The organism is Psychrobacter sp. TB20-MNA-CIBAN-0197, from assembly GCF_040309765.1.
In the GTDB taxonomy this organism is placed as follows: domain Bacteria; phylum Pseudomonadota; class Gammaproteobacteria; order Pseudomonadales; family Moraxellaceae; genus Psychrobacter; species Psychrobacter submarinus.
Map to the genome: position 1 here is coordinate 1 of NZ_JBEOPC010000043.1, position 18,450 is coordinate 18,450.

The following is an 18,450-nucleotide window of genomic DNA, read 5'->3' on the forward strand; positions in this document are numbered from 1 at the left end:
AAAAACTTTGATGCTAGCGCATCTAGGTCTTTTTTTCACCTTGCATTTGGTATTGCACTTCATGTGTTAATCTAAGAGACCTATAGCTAATAGTGAGCTATAGGTCTTTTTTTGCTTTTTTATAAGATGACATAAGCTCTTATATTACGTGGCTCTACCTGATAAATAAACTATCAGCGCAGTTACGCATCAGCAATTTGAGCGGTACTTAACTCTTTTATAGGTGCGTTTTGTTCTTTTAGTGTCTGATAAGTGGTCTCAAGGATAGTAGCACACCAGTCAGGCATGTCATTCGACACTTTATACCACATCCACGTCCCATCACGCACACAGCTAAGGATACCTAGCTTTTTGAGATGGTTTAGATGCCGCGATATCGTCGGCTGCGGCTGATCTAGCATATCGACTAATTCGCCTACGCAGCGCGCTTCTTTTTTGTACAAAATCTGGAACAACTTCAAGCGCGTAGGGTCTGACAAGACTTTGAACAGCTCAATGGGCTGTATAGCATTATTTGGGTTAGACATATAAAGGTCTCTTGGATGATAGCTTATCTGCTCACAAATCTGTTCACAAAAAAGTCAATGATGGGTGAATCAACCCGTCTAAAAAGAAACAATAGGATATCGGCAAATACAGGGTATTAAATCAGTAAATACTCATAAATGATAGCTCAGAAATAAATTATGACATTCGTTTATAGTACTGACATAACTTGTATACTAAAAATAATATTAATCACTATTTGTAATAGCGACGACATTCTAGCTTTTATGGTATTTGAGTGTCAATCTATAAAAATAACCGTTCATCGGCAATTTGCTACACTTCATACTGCCTATTCTACCGAATTAAGTAATGAATTTATATGCGATTAAGTAAATATTGCTAAGTAGAGCTACAAAGTTCTTTAGTTATCGTCTTTTATGAGTTTAATTGCTGATTATTGCAACAGAAGCGATCCGTTATCCTAACCACAGCAACAGCAACAGCAACAGCAACAGCAACAGCAACAGCAACAGCAACAGCAACAGCAACAGTAACAGCATTAGCAAGAGAAAAGTGATGGTTATAAAAGTTATTGTAAATGCTAATAATTATCATTATAATGGTTTTAAGCCAGTTTATAGTGATTGGCATACCAATAGCATTAAGAGCTTAAAGTAGGGGTAGTTATATGTACGTTTGCATCTGTAACGACGTCAAAGAAAAACAAATTCAAGCCGCCATAGCTTCAGGTATTGACACGCTTGATGGCCTAAAAGACACCCTTGATGTCGCTACTTGCTGCGGCTGCTGTGAGCCTATGGTCAATGACTATCTTGATGAGCATCACGCCAAACTTGATGTATTAGCGTATGCCGTATAGCGCTAGGTATCGCCCACTTGATTCGCGCTCTTTCCTATAAATAATCTATAAACTGCTAGTCAGATATGAGTCAGCCGTCCATTGCTTATCACAGCAGGGCGGCTTTTTGATGTGTGCAGCTAGGTGCATAAAGCCTCAATCAAAAGTAAGGCTGAAACGTAAGAGCGCACTAAAAGTAGCGGCGACTTATGCTCATAATAATTTAGTCTGATAACAATTATCAGTTAGCATCTTATTCTTAGTTCTTAATATTACAAGCCCCGCGCTGTCTTTATGTTAGACTCAACAGTTGATTCATTACGTTTTAGCTTGCGGTGTTATTGACAGCGCTAATAATGATAAAAGCGAATAAACAAAGGAGTAGCGATTATGAAAGGCAGCCAAAAAGTTATCGATTATTTAAACTTTTTATTAGGCGGTGAGCTGGCGGCGCGGGATCAGTATTTTATTCATTCTGAGATGTACGCTGAATGGCATTATGGCAAGCTTTATGATCGTATCCACCATGAGATGGAGGATGAAACCCTGCATGCGCAAGCGATTATTCGCCGTATCTTAATGCTCAGCGGTACGCCTAAAATGACGGTGAATGAGATCCGTATCGGCAGCACTGTACCTGAGATGCTACAGTTTGATCTTGATCTTGAATACGCAGTGCAGCAGCACCTAAAAGACGGCATTGCCTTATGCGAAGAGGAGCACGATTACGTCACTCGTGATATCTTGGTGGAGCAGCTGCAAGACACCGAAGAAGATCACGCGCATTGGTTAGAGCAGCAGCTTCGCCTGATTGATATGGTGACTTTGCCTAATTATCTACAAAGCCAGATAGCAGAAGTACCGCCAGAATTAACCCAAGGCTAGAAGTCGGGTGATAGGCTAATATCAGTTATGTAAACGCTTACGTTTTTTAGATGCTTAGGAGAGAGAGATGAGAGGCGATAAAGAAGTAATTAGAGCCCTAAACAAGGTACTTGGACAGTCGCTAATAGCGATTAATCAGTATTTTTTGCATGCGCGTATTGCGCGTCATTGGGGTCTTGAGGCTTTAAATGAAAATCAGTACAAACAGTCTATCTATGAGATGAAATGGTCGGATGATCTGATTGCGCGCATTTTGCTATTAGGGGGTCTGCCAAACTTGCAGGACTACGGCAAGATGTTTATCGCAGAAGACGTGCCTGAGATGATTGAGTGCAATCTGCGCTTAGAGCGCCAAAAGTTCGACATCATCACCGATGCGATTACCCTGTGTGAGCAGCACAAAGACTATGTCTCACGCAAGCTACTTGTCGAGCTAAAAGACGGTAATGAAGAGTACGACGATTGGCTAGACACCCAGCAAGATCTTATCCGCGATGTCGGCGTGCATAACTATATTCAATCGCAGATTAATGACGATCATACCCCGTAAGTATGCAAGCTTTACTAACTATAGTTCTTTAATAACTATAATTGAGGTTTATTCCTAAAAGCTCTTGTAATACGGTTAATAAAAAAACCAGCCTAAGCCTTGTGAGCTTAAGCTGGTTTTTTTAAGTTTATATCTTTAGACAACTAATACAAGCCGTCGCCATCATTGGGCTTAAGACGTAAAAAATGCAGCCCTGATAAAATAGTCAAGATGCCAAGTACCCAGTAAGTCGTCTGAAATGCCATCAGCATATCGAGATCCATGCGCTCACGCAATAAGTTGAGTACCGCCGCGCCAAAGGCAATCCCAAAACCGATCGCAAGCTGCTGATTAACCGCCATTAAACTATTGCCGCTACTGGTCTGTGTGCCTTCCAAGTCACCTATTGTAAGAGTGTTCATAGCGCTAAACTGCATGGAGTTACAAGCACCCATAATGATCAAAATAGGGATATACCATATCCAATAAGACGGATCGTTGAACTGCGCTAGAATAATAATCAAAATACCTAATAAAATCGTGTTCACCACTAATACCTTACGGTAGCTGTAGCGCTGGATGATTTTACTGACCCAAGGCTTGATACCCATAGCGCCAATGGCTATAGGCGCAAGTAACCAACCCGCCTGAGAAGGTGAGTATTTAAACACCACTTGCAGCAGCAGCGGCAACAAAAAAGGCACCGCACTAATTCCTAAGCGAGTAAATAAATTACCAACAATGCCGATTCGAAAGGTGCGAATGCTAAACAAACTCAAGGGAAATAGCGGTGCTTGCCGGCGCTTAGCATGCCAAACATAAGCGCCTATCAATACTGAAGCAATCAGCGCGAGTATCAGTCCATATAAGCCGCGACCAGTTTGTGAGCCAAACTCTACAGCTAAGGTAAAGCCGCAAGCTGCAGCGGCAAATAAAGCAAAGCCTGCCCAATCTAAATGCTTGGCATCTTCAAATAAGTCAGGCACCAGTTTTTTGCCCATAACGTAGCCTAGGATACCCATAGGAATATTGATTAAAAATATCCAATGCCAACTGAAGTATTGTACGATATAGCCGCCGAGCACTGGGCCTACTAATGGGGCAATCAGCGCCGGAATCACCGCAAAGTTCATCACCGTTAAAAGCTTATTGCGCGGATAAGACTTGACTAAGATCAGCCGTGCAACTGGCGTCATCATCGCCCCGCCAATCCCTTGTATAACACGCGAGCCAATCAAAATATCGAGCGTCGGCGAAGCGGCACACATCAGCGACCCGACAGAGAAGATAATAATAGCGGATAAAAATACCTTACGCGTGCCGTACTTATCCGCCAAAAAACCACTAATCGGAATAAAGATCGCTAAGGTTAGCGCATAACTGATCACCGCCCACTGCATTTTGAGTGGCGACTCTCCTAGAGCCTCAGCCATCTGCGGCAGCGATGTGTTAAGAATCGTCGCATCAAGGATCTGCATAAACAGCGCTACGGCTAACACATAAGGTAGGAATTTATCTTGCGCTGGGGTTAGCGTTACCATGTAGACATCACCATCGCTTACTTTATAAAGTGTTAAATTTATGAAGTATTAAATTATAGTTTGAGGTTTGCGCGTAGTATAGGGACAATCAGGCAGTAGTTAAAGAAGGAGAAAGTAACGGTTAGCGGCCAAAGCTCAGTCTCAAAGTGTAGTTACAGTCACGCTGATAACGATACGTACGGATATTAATCAGGTTAAATGACATAACTTGCTTAATAATCGCTACATTAAAGCTCTTTTCTAGCTAGAGAGCTATCCGCTATAGTGGATTCTCAAAACTGAAATGAATGTTAAAATTTAAAGCTGGTAGCAGCTTTGATATAGTCGAACCACTATTAAAGTGTTACAGCGTTAGACTCGTTTAGCCTACTACTGTAGTACTTGCACTCGTCTGCCTTGTACCACTTTTAATATTGATTGACTATAATTTTATGAAGCAAAGTTTATAATAAAACAGGATAACGCTTATGAGTGATAATAATGATAACCCCTATAAACCCGCAAAAGTTTGGACGAATGATAAAGAAAACGGCGGTAAGTTTGCCAACACCAATCGTCCCACCGCAGGCGCGCGCCACGAGCAAACATTACCAGTAGGGGATGCGCCGCTACAACTCTACTCATTGAACACGCCAAATGGTGTCAAGGTCAATATCTTACTAGAGGAGCTGCGCGAGCTTGGGGTAAAAGGCGCAGAATATGACGCCTATAAGATCGATATCTCTGAAAATGATCAATTCGGCTCAGGCTTTGTCGATATTAATCCCAATTCTAAAATTCCAGCCTTAGTAGATTATTCAGCAGTAGAAGATGATGAGCCTATTCATATCTTTGAGTCAGGCGCGATTTTACTATATTTGGCAGAGAAGTTCGGTAAGTTTGTACCACTAGAGCAGGGCCGAGCGCGGACTGAGTGTCTGTCCTGGGTGATGTGGCAGATGGGCAGCGCACCGTATGTAGGCGGCGGCTTCGGTCATTTTTATGCGTATGCCCCTGAACCGATGGAATATCCGATTAATCGCTTTACAATGGAGACCAAACGTCAGCTCGATGTGTTAGATATTCACTTACAAGACCGTGATTATATGTGCGGTAATGGTGAACAAAGTTACAATATTGCTGATATGATTATTTGGGCTTGGTACGGCCAACTTGTGCTCGGCGATCTCTATGAAGGCTCGGCTGAATTTTTACAGGTTGATAGCTATCAGCATTTGCAGCGCTGGGCTAGAACCATAGCGCAGCGCCCGGCAGTAAAAAGAGCGGTTGATCTTCCGCTACAATCTATTCATTCCTAACTATCTAATCTGCGATAAAGCCTTAAAATTAAACCATTTATTAAAATAAAGGGCCGATAGCTTAAGTTATCGGCTTTTTTATGGGCTTAGCCAATAAGCCAGAACAAACACCTAAGGAGTGAGCAAGACTAGCCATCGTTAGGCATCAATAGCCTACGGTAATGAGGGGTTATAGAGATTAAATAATGATTTTAAGACGATTTAATAGAATTTATATCCCTTTTAATAGAATTTATATCCCTTTTATCTATTACACAATGATATATTAGAATAACAAACGGTAACATTAAGCGTTTAAGATAGTAGCTTGCCCATGTTAAAAATTTGCACTGATGTCTTATAAGTTTAAGAGTATCCCTTATGAAATATACTAATAATAAAAAAAATTGCCTAGATAATAAGCAGCGGCGCGTTCATCCTACGAGCGTAGCTCTGGCTATTGCGTCTTATACTCCCAGGGAGTACCTCAAAAAGTATTTATCATTAGGCTTATTCGCCATTAGTGCTATGGCTGCTAGCACTATGGGTAATACGGCCACGCCGGTAGCGCTTGACTCAGAAGATTGGCAAGTCGCTTGTGACAATACTCGAACCTGCCGGCTAGCAGGATATCAAAGTCAGAATAACATTAAGATGCCAGTCTCTGTGTTATTGGTTCGCCGCGCTGGCGAGGCGGCAAAGGTTGATGGCAGAGTAAAGCTTGGCGGGGCTAAAGAGGGCTCAGCCAAATCCTTGCTGCAACTAGGTAACCGTCACCGTATCTCGCTTATTATAGATGGTAAAGACTATGGTGAGGCGCAGCCATACTCTAGCACTACTAATGACGCCGTCTTAACCCCTGGGCAAGTGAGCGCCCTGCTAGAGGCCCTGACCAAAGAGAGCAAGATCGAATTTGTGCTTCGTAATACACGCTGGGAGCTGTCCGGTGATGGTGCAATGGCAGTCATGCTAAAGGCAGATGAAGCGCAAGGGCGAGTTGGAACGAGTGGGGCGTTAGTGAAGAAAGGGAGTAAGTCTGACAGTCAAGTGTTAGCTGCCAAACCTGCCCCGCAATTACGCTTAGTGCCACCAGCAACAAGAATGGCCAAAAAAAAGAGCTTTAGAATAGACGCCTCAGACCTTACAGCTATAATGAAAAATACCCTAGCAGATGCAAAGCGCGATTGTCCAAGCTTAAGCGATGATTCCGGCTGGCGTGTGAAGCGCCTAAATGGCAATCAGCTACTCGCTCAGCATAAATGCTGGGTCGATGCTTATAATGTTGGCCATGGTATGTGGGTAATGAATGACAGCGCGCCTTATAACCCCAAATTGGTCACTAATAGTGCTACTAGCTATGACAGTGGCAAAATAAGCGCTATCCAAAAAGGCCGCAGCCTTGGAGATTGCTTAGAAAAGACAGACTGGGTCTGGACGGGTCGTCGTTTTGAGAAAAGCTACGAGAGCACCACAGGTCTTTGCCGTATGGTAGAGTCTGGCGGCGCTTGGGATTTGCCAACTTATGTCTCGGATGTTAAACGTTAAGCTTGGTAGTATTTTTATAGTATGAGCGCTTATCATCCATATTCAGCTTAGCACTGATAATCAGTACTGCTTAGTACTGTTATTTAGTACCGAGTTGGCCTCTAGCGCTTAGCATTTTGTTTGCTAACCCTTAGTATTACTGGTGAATGCACTATGGTTATGAATATAAAAAAATAGATAGGGATAATAAATAAGCTGTGATATACTACGTCGCCACGTTAGCTTCGACTACGTGTATTATGAGATTGATAACATCGCCTGCGATTTTGAGCCTAGGATGGCTATGAGTAATTGTTGCCGATGATTTTGTGTACTTAAATAGCTTTTATTGATAGCGCTATTTTTGACTCATATCTTATCTACTAGCCTAAAGATTGGCTTAAATTGGGTGTTACTTGCCTTTATCTACTTTGGACAAAGTAATGATGAAGTTAGAGTAACAAACGAAGATAAGACACTCGGCACTACCACCAAAATACGTCAGACATCATGCAGATACTTTACCATTTTGATTGGTAAATAGGCTGTTTGATGAACGGTTATCAGTGGTAGGCATCAAGCACGCTGAATTTGCAGCGGCTCAACTACCAAGGATACTCATGACTGACATCTTATCTACTATCGCCGCCCAAAACGGCATCATCGAAAACAACGACACTCAAACAACCAACACAGCAGCAGAACAGGCTCAAGCCGCTACTACTGACGCGTCTGAGACTACTGAGGAAAACCAAATCAGCTTTGCTGATCTTAACATTGCCAAGCCTATCTTAACCTCGCTTGATCGCAGTGGCTATACAAACCCGACACCTATCCAAGCGCAGGCTATTCCTTTTGCGTTAGCGGGTCGTGACTTATTACTATCAGCGCAGACTGGTAGTGGTAAAACAGCAGCTTTCGTTATTCCACTGCTAGATCGCTTAAGCCGCGCCACAAGCTTTGACAAACACACTAAAGCCCTTATCCTAACGCCTACGCGCGAGCTTGCTCAGCAGGTTCATGATAGCGTGCGTACGTATTCGCACGATATGCGCGGTCTATTTTGTGTACCGCTAGTCGGCGGCGCGCCGTATAACGGTCAGATTCGCGCGCTTAAAAAAGGCGTACAAGTGATTGTCGCAACCCCAGGTCGTCTGCTCGATCATATTAAAGCAGGCCGTGTTGATTTATCACACTTAGAAGTGCTCGTGCTAGATGAAGCCGACCGTATGCTTGATATGGGTTTTGCTGATGATATCAACGATATCCTAAAAGCGGCACCAACCGACCGTCAGACGGTGATGTGTTCAGCCACTTGGGATGGCCCAGTTGGTAAGATCGCTGCAAGCTTCACGAAAAACCCAGAGCGCGTGTCTATTAAAGTAGAATCGGCTCATATCGATGAAAAAGTCTATTACTGTGATGACTTTAATCATAAGAATAAAATCTTAGACAAAGTCGTTTGTCAACCAGAGATGGACCAAATCATTATCTTTGCGGCAACCAAACGTAGTACTGAAAAGCTTGCCAGCCAGCTTAAAGAAGACGGCCATAAAGCCAGCTTCTTGCACGGCGATCTGCCGCAAAGCAAGCGTAACCGTATCGTACAAGACTTGCGTAATGGCAAATGCAAAATACTAGTCGCAACTGACGTCGCTGCTCGTGGTCTCGACGTACCTGCAATCTCGCATGTCATCAATTATGATCTACCGCGTCAGACAGAAGACTATGTCCACCGTATTGGTCGCTGTGGCCGTGCTGGTCGTACCGGTGTTGCAATCAGCTTATGTAGCATGGATGATCGTCCACAGCTAGCAGCTATTAATCGCTATCTTGATCGTAAGATGGAAGTAGAAGTTATTGAAGGGCTTGAGCCAAAGAAAACTTACGTACCAAGTGCGAATAAACCTAAAGGTCGCGGCCGCGGGCGTGGTCGCTCAAATGGTAGTGGTCAAGGACGCGGACGTTCAGGTGGCTATGCCGGTAAGTCTAACGGCGGTGGTCAACGCGCTAGCAACGACAGCGGTTATCAAGGCCAAGGCGCAGGCAAGTCACGTGACTCATCTGGTAAGCCAAAAGACCGTTTCGGCGGCAAGCCTTATCAAGGCAAGCGCAGTGGCCCTAATCGCGGCGATGGCACGAGTGCCCCGCGTGGTGATCGCGCAGCAACCGGACGTGGTCGCCCAAGCGGTAGCCAAGGCCGTCCAGCCAATCGCTCAAGCGGTAATGGTCGTCCAAGTGGCAATCGCGGCAACCGTGGTGGCAACTCGTAACAAACCATCATTTGGTCTGTTGAGCTAAACCTCTATTGAGGTTTACGAATAGTGTAAAAAGCCAGATATCTAGTGAATAGCTAGTATCTGGCTTTTTTGTAGGTCAATAAAAATAGGGCGCTCTTATGAGACGACCTTGCGCTCATTTTCGTGCTTCTCTATACTGCAATGCTTATTCACTTCCTCTAAATTGATCCTGCTTGGAGCCATTAGATGCTCGCTATTTCTGACTTAAAGATAGACAGCTTACCGTTAGCTTTTGGCATTATCATGGCAATTATTGGTTTGGTATTTTATACTCAAGGGCTGCCGGGCAAATTTTGGCGGCGCTTTTATGCCGTGCTGCCAGGTATCGTGCTGTGCTGCTTTATACCGGCGACGCTCAATAGCTTAGGCGTGTTTGCTGATGGTATCGGCTCGCAGATTTATGGTTTTACCGCCACTTATCTGTTGCCAGCAAGCTTACTCCTGATGACGCTGTCGATGGATGTGCCCAAGATATTGGGACTAGGCTGGAAGGCGATTGCCATGTTTTTTGCTGCAAGCTTAGCTATTATTGTTAGCGGGCCTGTCAGTTTAGGGTTAGCAAAATGGGTGTCACCTGAGATGTTCACAGATGACACCTTGTGGCGCGGGTTTTCGGCGGTCGCAGGAAGCTGGATCGGCGGCGCGGCCAATCAGGCAGCGATGAAGGAGTTGTTCGGGGTTAGCGATGATTTATTCGGCATGATGATCTTGGTGGATACTACTAATGCATCATTATGGTTATTAGCAATTTTAGTGTTAGCCAAGCATAGCGATAAGGTAGATCGCCTGTTAAAAGCAGATAACAGCAGCATAGAAAAAGTCATCAAAGCTGTCGAGAGCTACGAGCGCAATCACGCGCGTCCGGCCACTTTGAATGATTTAATGGTGATGTTTGGGCTGTGCTTTGCCATGGTTGGGGTAGCGCATTTTGTCGGAGAACAGATTGCAGGTTTCTTTGCGCCCTATAGCTGGGCGGTGCAGTATAGCTTTGCCAGTAGCTTTTTTTGGATGGTGGTGATTATTACCTTAATCGGGGTTGTCTTCTCCTTTACCAAAATCCGTCGTCTGGATCATGTCGGCGCCTCCAAAATCGGTACGGTATTTATCTTTGTACTTATTGCCGCTATCGGTATGCAGATCAATCTTGCCGGCATCGTCTCGCAGTGGCGCTTACTCTTGATTGGCCTGGTGTGGATGAGTATTCATGTGGCTATCATCTTTATTGTCGCAAGACTCATTCGCGCGCCGTTTTTCTTTTTAGCGGTTGGCTCAAATGCCAATACCGGCGGCGCGTCATCAGCGCCTATTGTCGCCACCGCTTTTCATCCCTCCTTGGCACCAGTTGGTGTGTTTTTGGGTATTTTAGGGTATGCGGTTGGTACCTTTGGCGGTTATATCAGTACACAGATGATGCGTTTGGTAGTGGGATAGTAGCGGTTAAGAATAACTTGTTTGGTACTAAAAAAGCAGCATAAAACGAGTTTATGCTGCTTTTTTTAAGCGAATAAATTATCAGCTTTGAGAATAACGATAACCTTCAGCTATTATTATTCAAAATGAACCACTGAGCGAATGCTTTCTCCTTTATGCATAAGGTCAAACGCTTCATTAATGTCCTCGATAGGCATCGTATGGGTAATGAAGTCCTCTAAAGGAATATCGCCTTGTAAGTAACTCTCAACGTAGCCGGGTAGTTCACTGCGGCCTTTGACACCGCCAAATGCCGAACCTTTCCAAACGCGGCCTGTGACAAGCTGGAATGGACGGGTGGAGATCTCTTGTCCTGCGCCAGCGACACCGATAATCACCGATTCGCCCCAACCTTTATGACAGCACTCGAGCGCTGAGCGCATGACATCGACGTTACCGATACATTCAAACGAATAATCGACGCCGCCATCAGTCATCTCGACGATAACGTCTTGGATAGGCTTGTCGTAGTCTTTGGAGTTAATACAATCGGTTGCGCCGAGTTTTTTGGCCAACTCGAATTTATCTTCGTTGATATCGATAGCGATGATGCGGCTGGCTTTGGCCATTTTTGCGCCGATGATGGCAGCAAGGCCGATACCACCAAGACCAAAAATAGCAACAGTAGAGCCTTCTTCTACTTTAGCAGTATTCATAACTGCGCCCATGCCGGTAGTCACGCCGCAGCCCAGTAAGCAGACCTTTTCTAGAGGGGCCTCTTCATCGACTTTGGCTAAAGAGATCTCAGGTAGAACGGTGTACTCAGAGAAAGTGGAGCAGCCCATATAGTGATAAATAGGCTCGCCATCTTTATAAAAGCGCGTGGTGCCATCTGGCATTAAGCCTTTACCTTGAGTTTCACGTACTGCCGAGCACAGGTTGGTTTTTCCCGAGCGGCACATTTTACAGACGCCGCACTCAGCAGTGTATAGAGGTATCACGTGGTCGCCAACGGCAACGCTAGTTACACCTTCGCCGACTTGCTCAACGATACCGCCGCCTTCATGGCCTAAGATAGCGGGAAATACGCCCTCTGGGTCTTCACCGGATAAAGTGAAGGCATCAGTATGACAAACGCCGCTGGCTAGAATCTTTACTAGCACCTCACCTTTACGCGGCAGCATTACATCTACTTCTTCAATAGAAAGTGGCTGTTTTGGGCCCCAAGCGACAGCGGCTTTGGATTTAATAAATTCATCGGTAGTATTGGCTTGTTTTGACATAGCTTCGCTTCCTTATTTTTAATTGTAACGAGTGTTTAGGATGATGGTGACTATTTTATATTATTTCTAAAGTAATGATAATATAGTAAAATTGAAAAAGTCTTTTACAAGGTGGTAATAATCATGCAGTGGGAAGGCGTTAATGAGTTTGTTTATGTTGCCGAGTACGAAAGCTTTACTAAAGCGGCCAAAAGGCTAGGAATTTCCACCGCGCAAGTCAGCCGGCAAGTGAGTGCTTTGGAGGCGCGTTTGAACACCAAGCTTCTCTATCGTACCACTCGTAGGGTATCATTGACAGAGGAGGGCCGGGTATTTTATGAGCGCTGCCGAGTGGTGCTAGATGAGTTGAATGCCGCGGAACAGGCAGTCAGTAACTTGCAGTCTAAACCTCAGGGTAAGATAAAACTAACTGCTCCTGTCACTTATGGCGAGCAACAACTCTTACCGCTTGTGAATGATTTTATGCTGCAATATCGGGATATTGAGGTCACGGCTTTTTTGAGCAATCAAACCATCGATTTAATCGAAGGCAGTTATGACTTAGCGATACGCATTGGACACTTGCATGACTCAACTTTGATGGCCAAGAAACTAAGCAGCCGCACTAGTTTTGTCTGCGCATCGCCTGCTTATTTAGATAAGTATGGCGCGCCGCAGCAACTAGCCGACCTTAGTCAGCATCATTGTTTACTTGGAACGCTAGATTATTGGCGTTTTAAAAGCGCTGGGAAAGAAAAAAAGGTGCAAGTCAGTGGTCCGGTGCGCTATAACAGTGGCTACAGCTTAGTGGATGCAGCTTTGAAAGGCCTAGGTATGGTCCAGCTTCCTGATTATTATGTGCAAAAATACCTAGCAAGTGGCGCGCTAGTCAGTCTGCTCGATAAATACCGAGAACCTAAAGAAGATATCTGGGCCGTCTATCCGCATAATCGTCATTTATCATCGAAAATCAGGCTATTAGTCGATTACTTGGCAGCAAATCTATCCAGACCCTAGTACAAGTTAAAAGTACCAATTAAAAGCGCAGTTTAAATCATTTAGCTGTTGTTAGTTATCGATTTGTCTTTTTATGCTATGAATACGTAAGCCTAGCCATAGCCGACAATCAAGGTGTGTTAACCTCTAGCCAATCAAATATTATAATAATAACGATTTAAGAGGAAAGACTGCGGTATGGCTAAGCACAATAGCACAACCTCGCGCGACCTTTATAGCGCTCCTAATCAACAAACAAGCCAATCAAACAATCACGTGCAAGTCCGAGGCGCGCGCGTTCATAACCTCAAAAACGTCGACGTTGATCTGCCACGTGATGCGCTAGTGGTTTTTACCGGGATATCAGGCTCAGGGAAGTCGTCACTGGCGTTTGGTACTTTGTTTGCTGAGTCGCAGCGGCGCTATTTAGATTCGGTAGCGCCTTATGCTCGCCGTCTGATTGACCAAGTGGAGGAGCCTGATGTCGATGCGATAGAAGGCTTGCCACCAGCGGTCGCTTTGCAGCAGCAGCGCGGAACGCCTTCAGTGCGCTCATCGGTGGCAAGCGTCACCACCATCTCTAACGCGCTACGGATGCTGTATTCGCGGGCAGGGGATTATCCGGCCGATCAAGAGATGCTCTATGCCGATGCGTTCTCGCCCAATACGCCAGAGGGTGCTTGCCGGGTATGTTCAGGTATTGGCCGAGTGTTTGATGTGACTGAGGATATGATGGTGCCCGATTCGACCAAGTCCATTCGTGAGCGCGCCATTGCTTCATGGCCGGGCGCTTGGCAAGGCCAAAACCTGAGCCGTATATTGACTACGCTTGGCTATGATATTGACACCCCTTGGAACCAGCTGCCCAAAGAGTCTCGCGACTGGATCTTATATACTGATGAGACGCCAACGGTGCCCGTCTATCCTGAATATAGCCTTGAGCAAACGCGTGCTGCGATCGACAAAGGAGAAAAGCCCAACTATATGGGCACCTATATCAGCGCCAAAAACTTTATTTTGCAATCATTTACCACCACTCAAAGCCCGCGAGTCAAAAAACGCGTCTCGCAGTTTATGCAAATCTCTGTATGCCCAGAATGCCACGGAAAAAAGCTCAAAAAAGAATCGCTAGCAGTCAAATTCGCAGGTCTTGATATTGGCGAGCTGTCACAGCTTACCTTAACCGATCTGGCGCTCGCGCTGCAAAAAACAGCGCATACAAAAATCAAAGATGATACTCCCAACCGCGAAAAAGCCATCGTCGCACAGCGTATTACTAGCGATATCCTCGCGCGCGTTGAGGCGTTAACCCGGCTAGGCTTGGGTTACTTGTCGCTTGAACGTACCACGCCGACCTTGTCGCCAGGGGAGTTGCAGCGTCTTAGATTAGCCACGCAAATACGCTCGCAACTGTTTGGCGTCGTCTATGTGCTTGATGAGCCCTCCGCTGGCTTGCATCCTGCTGACACACAAGCCCTGCTCGGTGCTCTGGATGAGCTGATAGACGCTGGCAATTCAGTGTTTGTGGTTGAGCATGATGTGAGCGTCATTCGGCATGCCGATTGGGTGGTTGATGTCGGGCCTAAGGCTGGCGTGCATGGAGGCGAAATTGTTTACAGTGGGCCTGTGGAAGGTCTGGAGGATATTAAAGAATCGTCGACAGCGCGCTATCTGTTTACTAATAAAGACGGCGCAAACAAACAAGTCCTTAGAGAGCCGAGCGCTTGGCTTGAGCTTGCTGATATAGAACGCAATAATATACAAGGATTAAGCGCCGAGTTTCCGCTCGGGGTCCTCACTAGTGTTACTGGCGTATCTGGATCAGGCAAGTCAAGTTTGGTCAGTCAGGCACTAGTTGAGCTAGTCAATGAAGCATTAGGGAAAGAGATGGTGACTGAGACACCAACTGATGAGGCAGGTTTGCTAGAGCAAGAGTTTGAAGCGCCAACCGGCGGGCGTATCGTATCTGGCATGGATAAAGTGAGCCGGCTTGTGAATATTAACCAAAAAGCCATTGGCCGGACACCGCGCTCAAACCTTGCCACTTATACCGGACTCTTTGATTATGTGCGTAAATTATTTGCCGCAACTAAGCAAGCAAAAGCGCGCGGTTATGATGCAGGCCGCTTCTCATTTAATACGTCAAAGGGTCGTTGCCCAAATTGTGAAGGACTGGGGTTTGTCAGCGTTGAGTTGCTATTTTTGCCGAGTGTCTATGCGCCCTGTCAAGTTTGTCATGGACAGCGCTATAATGATGAGACGCTGGAGGTCACTTATCGCGATAAAAACATCGCGGAGGTGCTAAATCTAACGGTTGAAGCAGCTTATGAGTTTTTTGCCGAGGAAGCGCCTATCCTGCGCGCCCTAGATGCTCTACTGCAAGTTGGCCTGGGCTATTTGCGTTTGGGTCAGCCCGCCACCGAGCTATCAGGCGGGGAGGCGCAGCGTATTAAGCTTGCCACTGAGCTGCAACGTACTCAGCGCGGCGATACGCTTTATATCCTTGATGAGCCGACCACAGGCCTTCATCCTGCTGACGTCTCTATGCTCATGGCGCAGCTAAATGGGCTGGTTGACGCAGGCAATACGGTCATTATGGTGGAGCACGATATGCAAGTGGCAAGTAATAGCGACTGGATTATCGATATGGGTCCGGGAGCTGGAGATGCAGGCGGGCAGATTGTCGCCCAAGGTACGCCAAAAAAAGTGGCTGAGTCGAAGGTGAGTCGAACCGCGCCTTTTTTAACGGTTTAACTTATCGAAGGCTACAGGCAGCATTAATGGATGTTAGTGTTTGGCTATCCTCATTAGTTCTAGCCCAGCATTTCTCTAACTGTATTGAACAAAAAGAAGCAGGAATGTCATCAGGAGTACACTCTTAGACTTCTCTATTAGCGATGAGGTAAGGATATAACAACCATGTTTGAGATGATAAAAGAATGGCGTGATCAGCGTATTTTAGATAATAGCGAGTTTACAGTCGCTGACTGGCAGCAAGCGGCCGGACGTATCCCCATACTAGACCGTCTTACCGATGATGAGATGAACGAGTTGTTTGAGTTAGCAACGCTGTTTTTGGCGGATAAATCTATTACCGGCGCACAAGGGTTCGAGGTTACCGATAAAGTCAGACAGTCTATTGCGCTACAAGCCTGCCTGCCGATCTTATATCTTGGTCTTGAGTGGTATAAAGGCTGGTCGTCAATTATCATTTATTCAGGGTCTTACAAAAGCGAAGCTAAAAGCGTTGACGAATACGGCATCGTCCACGAAGGTCAACAGCACCGTAGCGGTGAAGCGTGGCAGCGCGGGCCTGTTATTCTGTCATGGAAAGATGCTAAGCACTCAGGCGAGCGTGACGGTCATAACGTCGTTATTCACGAGTTTGTGCATAAGCTAGATATGCTAAATGGCCGTGCTAATGGCTTTCCGCCGATGCAGCCAGACATGGATCCTGAACGCTGGACCAAGATTATGAGCCGTGATTTTGAGGATTTTCAAACCCATCGCAAATCAGGACTCGATCGTTATGGCGCAACCAATCCGGCAGAATTCTTAGCTGTACTCAGTGAAGTGTTTTTTGAGACGCCGCAAAAGCTCGTAGACGCTTATCCTGATATTTACGACATTATGGTGAAGTTTTTTCGGCAGACGCCACTATAGTATATAATAAAATATGAATATATAATATTAGCTAGAAGCTGTTAACAGACATAAAGGGCAGGGTATTGCCCTTTTATTGACGGTTTCCAGTCGACTTGGACTAGGGCGTGTCCCTAATACATTAAACCGTCCACTGATCAGAGATAATAGCAACTAAATAGCGCCTGCCTTTATACTCATCAAACACCAATCGCAGTACACGCCAGTCCATACCAGCGTATTCTGCAGTGCCTTTATAATAAAACTCTACAACGTCTGAGTTTTGGTATATGTCTTTTAAATTATTGATTGAATTGCCATTATTGGTAATTTTATTGACGCTGATATTCATATCATTGAATTTTTTGCCATCCACCCAAGTGTCCAAGTATGTCGGCAGTGGTGTGATGAATAAATCACCAGTACCGTCTTTTTTGCCCCAAGTGAAGCGAATATCGGACTCTTGCAGATACTGAGCAAACTGGGCTCGGCTAAAGGCCTTATCAGATTCTGGGCGCACATAAGCATACATTGAGAAGCGTACGCCGTGTATCGGATGAATATCATTAGTAATGCTAGCGTAGTCGCCATTAGCCAAAGCTTGTTGAATACGTAGAGCCTGTTGTTCAAGTGTCTGCGCCGAAGCTGACGTAGATCTTTGGTCTTCAATCACAAGAGTGCTAATAGCTGAGTTACGTTGCGCGGCGCTGTTTTGCGAATGAATGGCAGGCTGACAACCAACAAGGATCAAGGGCGCAGCTGCAGCGATGCATTGTAAAGATTGCAAAGTATAAGAGCGTTTGGTCATAAAAATATCCTTAACGAAGTAAAAATTACCGCAAGCAATAATTATTTATAATAATGGCGATTTTATTAAATGGCCTAATGATAAATTCAGCATACATAAGCTAATTATAATTATAAAGGCTAAGTATAAAAGCTAAAGAAGCATAGCAAATACTATGTAAACAGCTTTTACTGTAATAAGCAAAAGCCGTTGGTCTATTTTCGCATAATGTATATTATGTTAAATAAGCAATCTCGAGTAATTTATTTATGGAACCCACGATGTAACTATCACAGCATAAATAAACTCTTATTTGATTAAGTTGTTAGCTATTAGAATTTAAAGATATTCTATCTAGCACTGCTCAATAGAATACTGTCTTGCTCCACATAAACAATCACCGTACAGAAAGACAGATATTAAGGATAGTGTCTGTCTTTCTATACGGTGATACAAATCATAAAAGAAAGCCAATACAATCGTGCTAAGCCGCGGTTAACCCATCGTTGCCATGCCTTTATGACTGGTGGCCACATCCATTAAGGTCGGCTCACCTATGAGTACCATAAAAACGAATCTTACGGCGTACTTGGCGCGACCCTTCTTGGCGAACTACCGAGGATTCCTCGGTAGTTGCTGTTTGATCTAATTCGCCTTCTTTGTAAATGTTTTTTAGATGTAGTCCTATGGCATCTAAAAAACATTTACAAAGAAGGTTGCCATTTGCGCTTGCGACAGCCACAGCGTCTCTTGCTCTAGGCGAATCTCAATCTGCGTTTGCCTATCATCGGTGGTGTATATTTCAAAATGATTGTCAGTGTTGGTGATGTCCAATTATGCCTCCTTTACCATGGCGGCGGCATCTATTCTAGTATAGTCTAATCCAAATAAAACCGATACAATATTTATAACAATCTTAATTAATGAAATAAACAATGACTTATTCAAT

General features: G+C 44.9%; 16 protein-coding genes. 10 read left to right on the forward strand and 6 right to left on the reverse strand.

The annotated features are described in order from the left end of the window. Window positions 1-182: 182 nt before the first annotated feature. Complete coding sequence (locus AAEY83_RS11805) at window positions 183-527, reverse strand: ArsR/SmtB family transcription factor (RefSeq protein WP_025645205.1); 345 nt, start codon at window positions 525-527, stop codon at window positions 183-185. A 397-nt stretch (window positions 528-924) separates the two neighbouring features. Next, complete coding sequence (locus AAEY83_RS11810; RefSeq protein WP_156923951.1) at window positions 925-1,140, reverse strand: hypothetical protein; 216 nt, start codon at window positions 1,138-1,140, stop codon at window positions 925-927. A 37-nt stretch (window positions 1,141-1,177) separates the two neighbouring features. On the opposite strand from AAEY83_RS11810, the gene AAEY83_RS11815 reads away from it, so the two are divergent. From AAEY83_RS11815 to bfr (AAEY83_RS11825), 3 genes are all read left to right on the forward strand, one after another. Continuing rightward, window positions 1,178-1,369, forward strand: coding sequence for a (2Fe-2S)-binding protein (locus AAEY83_RS11815; RefSeq protein WP_025645200.1), 192 nt, complete (start codon window positions 1,178-1,180; stop codon window positions 1,367-1,369). Between the two features lie 369 nt (window positions 1,370-1,738). Next, a complete protein-coding gene (gene bfr, locus AAEY83_RS11820) occupies window positions 1,739-2,233 on the forward strand; it encodes a bacterioferritin (protein ID WP_025645199.1) in 495 nt (164 codons plus the stop codon). Window positions 2,234-2,300: 67 nt separating this feature from the next. Next, complete coding sequence (bfr, locus tag AAEY83_RS11825; protein ID WP_025645194.1) at window positions 2,301-2,783, forward strand: bacterioferritin; 483 nt, start codon at window positions 2,301-2,303, stop codon at window positions 2,781-2,783. Between the two features lie 143 nt (window positions 2,784-2,926). Here bfr (AAEY83_RS11825) and AAEY83_RS11830 read toward each other — a convergent pair whose 3' ends face one another. Next, complete coding sequence (locus AAEY83_RS11830; RefSeq protein WP_025645193.1) at window positions 2,927-4,303, reverse strand: DHA2 family efflux MFS transporter permease subunit; 1,377 nt, start codon at window positions 4,301-4,303, stop codon at window positions 2,927-2,929. 467 nt (window positions 4,304-4,770) lie between these two features. On the opposite strand from AAEY83_RS11830, the gene yghU reads away from it, so the two are divergent. The 4 genes from yghU to AAEY83_RS11850 all read left to right on the forward strand — a co-directional run bounded on the left by yghU (window position 4,771) and on the right by AAEY83_RS11850 (window position 10,835). Next, complete coding sequence (yghU, locus tag AAEY83_RS11835) at window positions 4,771-5,601, forward strand: glutathione-dependent disulfide-bond oxidoreductase (RefSeq protein WP_025645187.1); 831 nt, start codon at window positions 4,771-4,773, stop codon at window positions 5,599-5,601. Window positions 5,602-5,961: 360 nt separating this feature from the next. Further along, complete coding sequence (locus AAEY83_RS11840; RefSeq protein ID WP_051397407.1) at window positions 5,962-7,125, forward strand: DUF1176 domain-containing protein; 1,164 nt, start codon at window positions 5,962-5,964, stop codon at window positions 7,123-7,125. A gap of 599 nt (window positions 7,126-7,724) precedes the next feature. Continuing rightward, window positions 7,725-9,377, forward strand: a complete 1,653-nt coding sequence (csdA, locus tag AAEY83_RS11845; RefSeq protein ID WP_025645185.1) for a DEAD/DEAH box helicase CsdA — start codon at window positions 7,725-7,727, stop codon at window positions 9,375-9,377. Between the two features lie 213 nt (window positions 9,378-9,590). Continuing rightward, window positions 9,591-10,835: a DUF819 family protein gene (locus AAEY83_RS11850; RefSeq protein WP_025645184.1), complete on the forward strand. Its 1,245-nt coding sequence runs from the start codon at window positions 9,591-9,593 to the stop codon at window positions 10,833-10,835. Between the two features lie 116 nt (window positions 10,836-10,951). Here AAEY83_RS11850 and AAEY83_RS11855 read toward each other — a convergent pair whose 3' ends face one another. Beyond that, window positions 10,952-12,064 (reverse strand): S-(hydroxymethyl)glutathione dehydrogenase/class III alcohol dehydrogenase, encoded by a 1,113-nt coding sequence (locus AAEY83_RS11855; RefSeq protein WP_198013326.1) that lies wholly within the window; start codon window positions 12,062-12,064, stop codon window positions 10,952-10,954. Between the two features lie 156 nt (window positions 12,065-12,220). On the opposite strand from AAEY83_RS11855, the gene AAEY83_RS11860 reads away from it, so the two are divergent. From AAEY83_RS11860 to AAEY83_RS11870, 3 genes are all read left to right on the forward strand, one after another. Next, complete coding sequence (locus AAEY83_RS11860; protein WP_025645180.1) at window positions 12,221-13,093, forward strand: LysR family transcriptional regulator; 873 nt, start codon at window positions 12,221-12,223, stop codon at window positions 13,091-13,093. A gap of 177 nt (window positions 13,094-13,270) precedes the next feature. After that, complete coding sequence (uvrA, locus tag AAEY83_RS11865; RefSeq protein WP_025645178.1) at window positions 13,271-15,826, forward strand: excinuclease ABC subunit UvrA; 2,556 nt, start codon at window positions 13,271-13,273, stop codon at window positions 15,824-15,826. A gap of 165 nt (window positions 15,827-15,991) precedes the next feature. Beyond that, window positions 15,992-16,735 carry a M90 family metallopeptidase gene (locus tag AAEY83_RS11870; protein WP_025645176.1) on the forward strand — a complete coding sequence of 248 codons (744 nt, stop codon included), beginning with the start codon at window positions 15,992-15,994 and terminating at the stop codon, window positions 16,733-16,735. A 121-nt stretch (window positions 16,736-16,856) separates the two neighbouring features. Here the strand turns inward: AAEY83_RS11870 and AAEY83_RS11875 are convergent, their stop codons facing one another. Beyond that, on the reverse strand, window positions 16,857-17,522 hold the full coding sequence (locus AAEY83_RS11875; RefSeq protein ID WP_025645173.1) for a hypothetical protein: 666 nt from the start codon (window positions 17,520-17,522) through the stop codon (window positions 16,857-16,859). A 672-nt stretch (window positions 17,523-18,194) separates the two neighbouring features. Then, window positions 18,195-18,335 (reverse strand): virulence RhuM family protein, encoded by a 141-nt coding sequence (locus AAEY83_RS11880; RefSeq protein WP_227501900.1) that lies wholly within the window; start codon window positions 18,333-18,335, stop codon window positions 18,195-18,197. Window positions 18,336-18,450: the final 115 nt, after the last annotated feature.

What these genes read in the sequence shown, in the direction of transcription:
- AAEY83_RS11830 (WP_025645193.1), bottom strand. Translation starts at nt 4,303, where the DNA reads ATGGTAACGCTAACCCCAGCGCAAGATAAATTCCTACCTTATGTGTTA.
- AAEY83_RS11875 (WP_025645173.1), bottom strand. Translation starts at nt 17,522, where the DNA reads ATGACCAAACGCTCTTATACTTTGCAATCTTTACAATGCATCGCTGCA.
- AAEY83_RS11850 (WP_025645184.1), top strand. Translation starts at nt 9,591, where the DNA reads ATGCTCGCTATTTCTGACTTAAAGATAGACAGCTTACCGTTAGCTTTT.
- yghU (WP_025645187.1), top strand. Translation starts at nt 4,771, where the DNA reads ATGAGTGATAATAATGATAACCCCTATAAACCCGCAAAAGTTTGGACG.
- bfr (WP_025645194.1), top strand. Translation starts at nt 2,301, where the DNA reads ATGAGAGGCGATAAAGAAGTAATTAGAGCCCTAAACAAGGTACTTGGA.
- uvrA (WP_025645178.1), top strand. Translation starts at nt 13,271, where the DNA reads ATGGCTAAGCACAATAGCACAACCTCGCGCGACCTTTATAGCGCTCCT.
- csdA (WP_025645185.1), top strand. Translation starts at nt 7,725, where the DNA reads ATGACTGACATCTTATCTACTATCGCCGCCCAAAACGGCATCATCGAA.
- AAEY83_RS11815 (WP_025645200.1), top strand. Translation starts at nt 1,178, where the DNA reads ATGTACGTTTGCATCTGTAACGACGTCAAAGAAAAACAAATTCAAGCC.
- AAEY83_RS11810 (WP_156923951.1), bottom strand. Translation starts at nt 1,140, where the DNA reads ATGCCAATCACTATAAACTGGCTTAAAACCATTATAATGATAATTATT.
- AAEY83_RS11840 (WP_051397407.1), top strand. Translation starts at nt 5,962, where the DNA reads ATGAAATATACTAATAATAAAAAAAATTGCCTAGATAATAAGCAGCGG.
- AAEY83_RS11870 (WP_025645176.1), top strand. Translation starts at nt 15,992, where the DNA reads ATGTTTGAGATGATAAAAGAATGGCGTGATCAGCGTATTTTAGATAAT.
- AAEY83_RS11860 (WP_025645180.1), top strand. Translation starts at nt 12,221, where the DNA reads ATGCAGTGGGAAGGCGTTAATGAGTTTGTTTATGTTGCCGAGTACGAA.
- bfr (WP_025645199.1), top strand. Translation starts at nt 1,739, where the DNA reads ATGAAAGGCAGCCAAAAAGTTATCGATTATTTAAACTTTTTATTAGGC.
- AAEY83_RS11805 (WP_025645205.1), bottom strand. Translation starts at nt 527, where the DNA reads ATGTCTAACCCAAATAATGCTATACAGCCCATTGAGCTGTTCAAAGTC.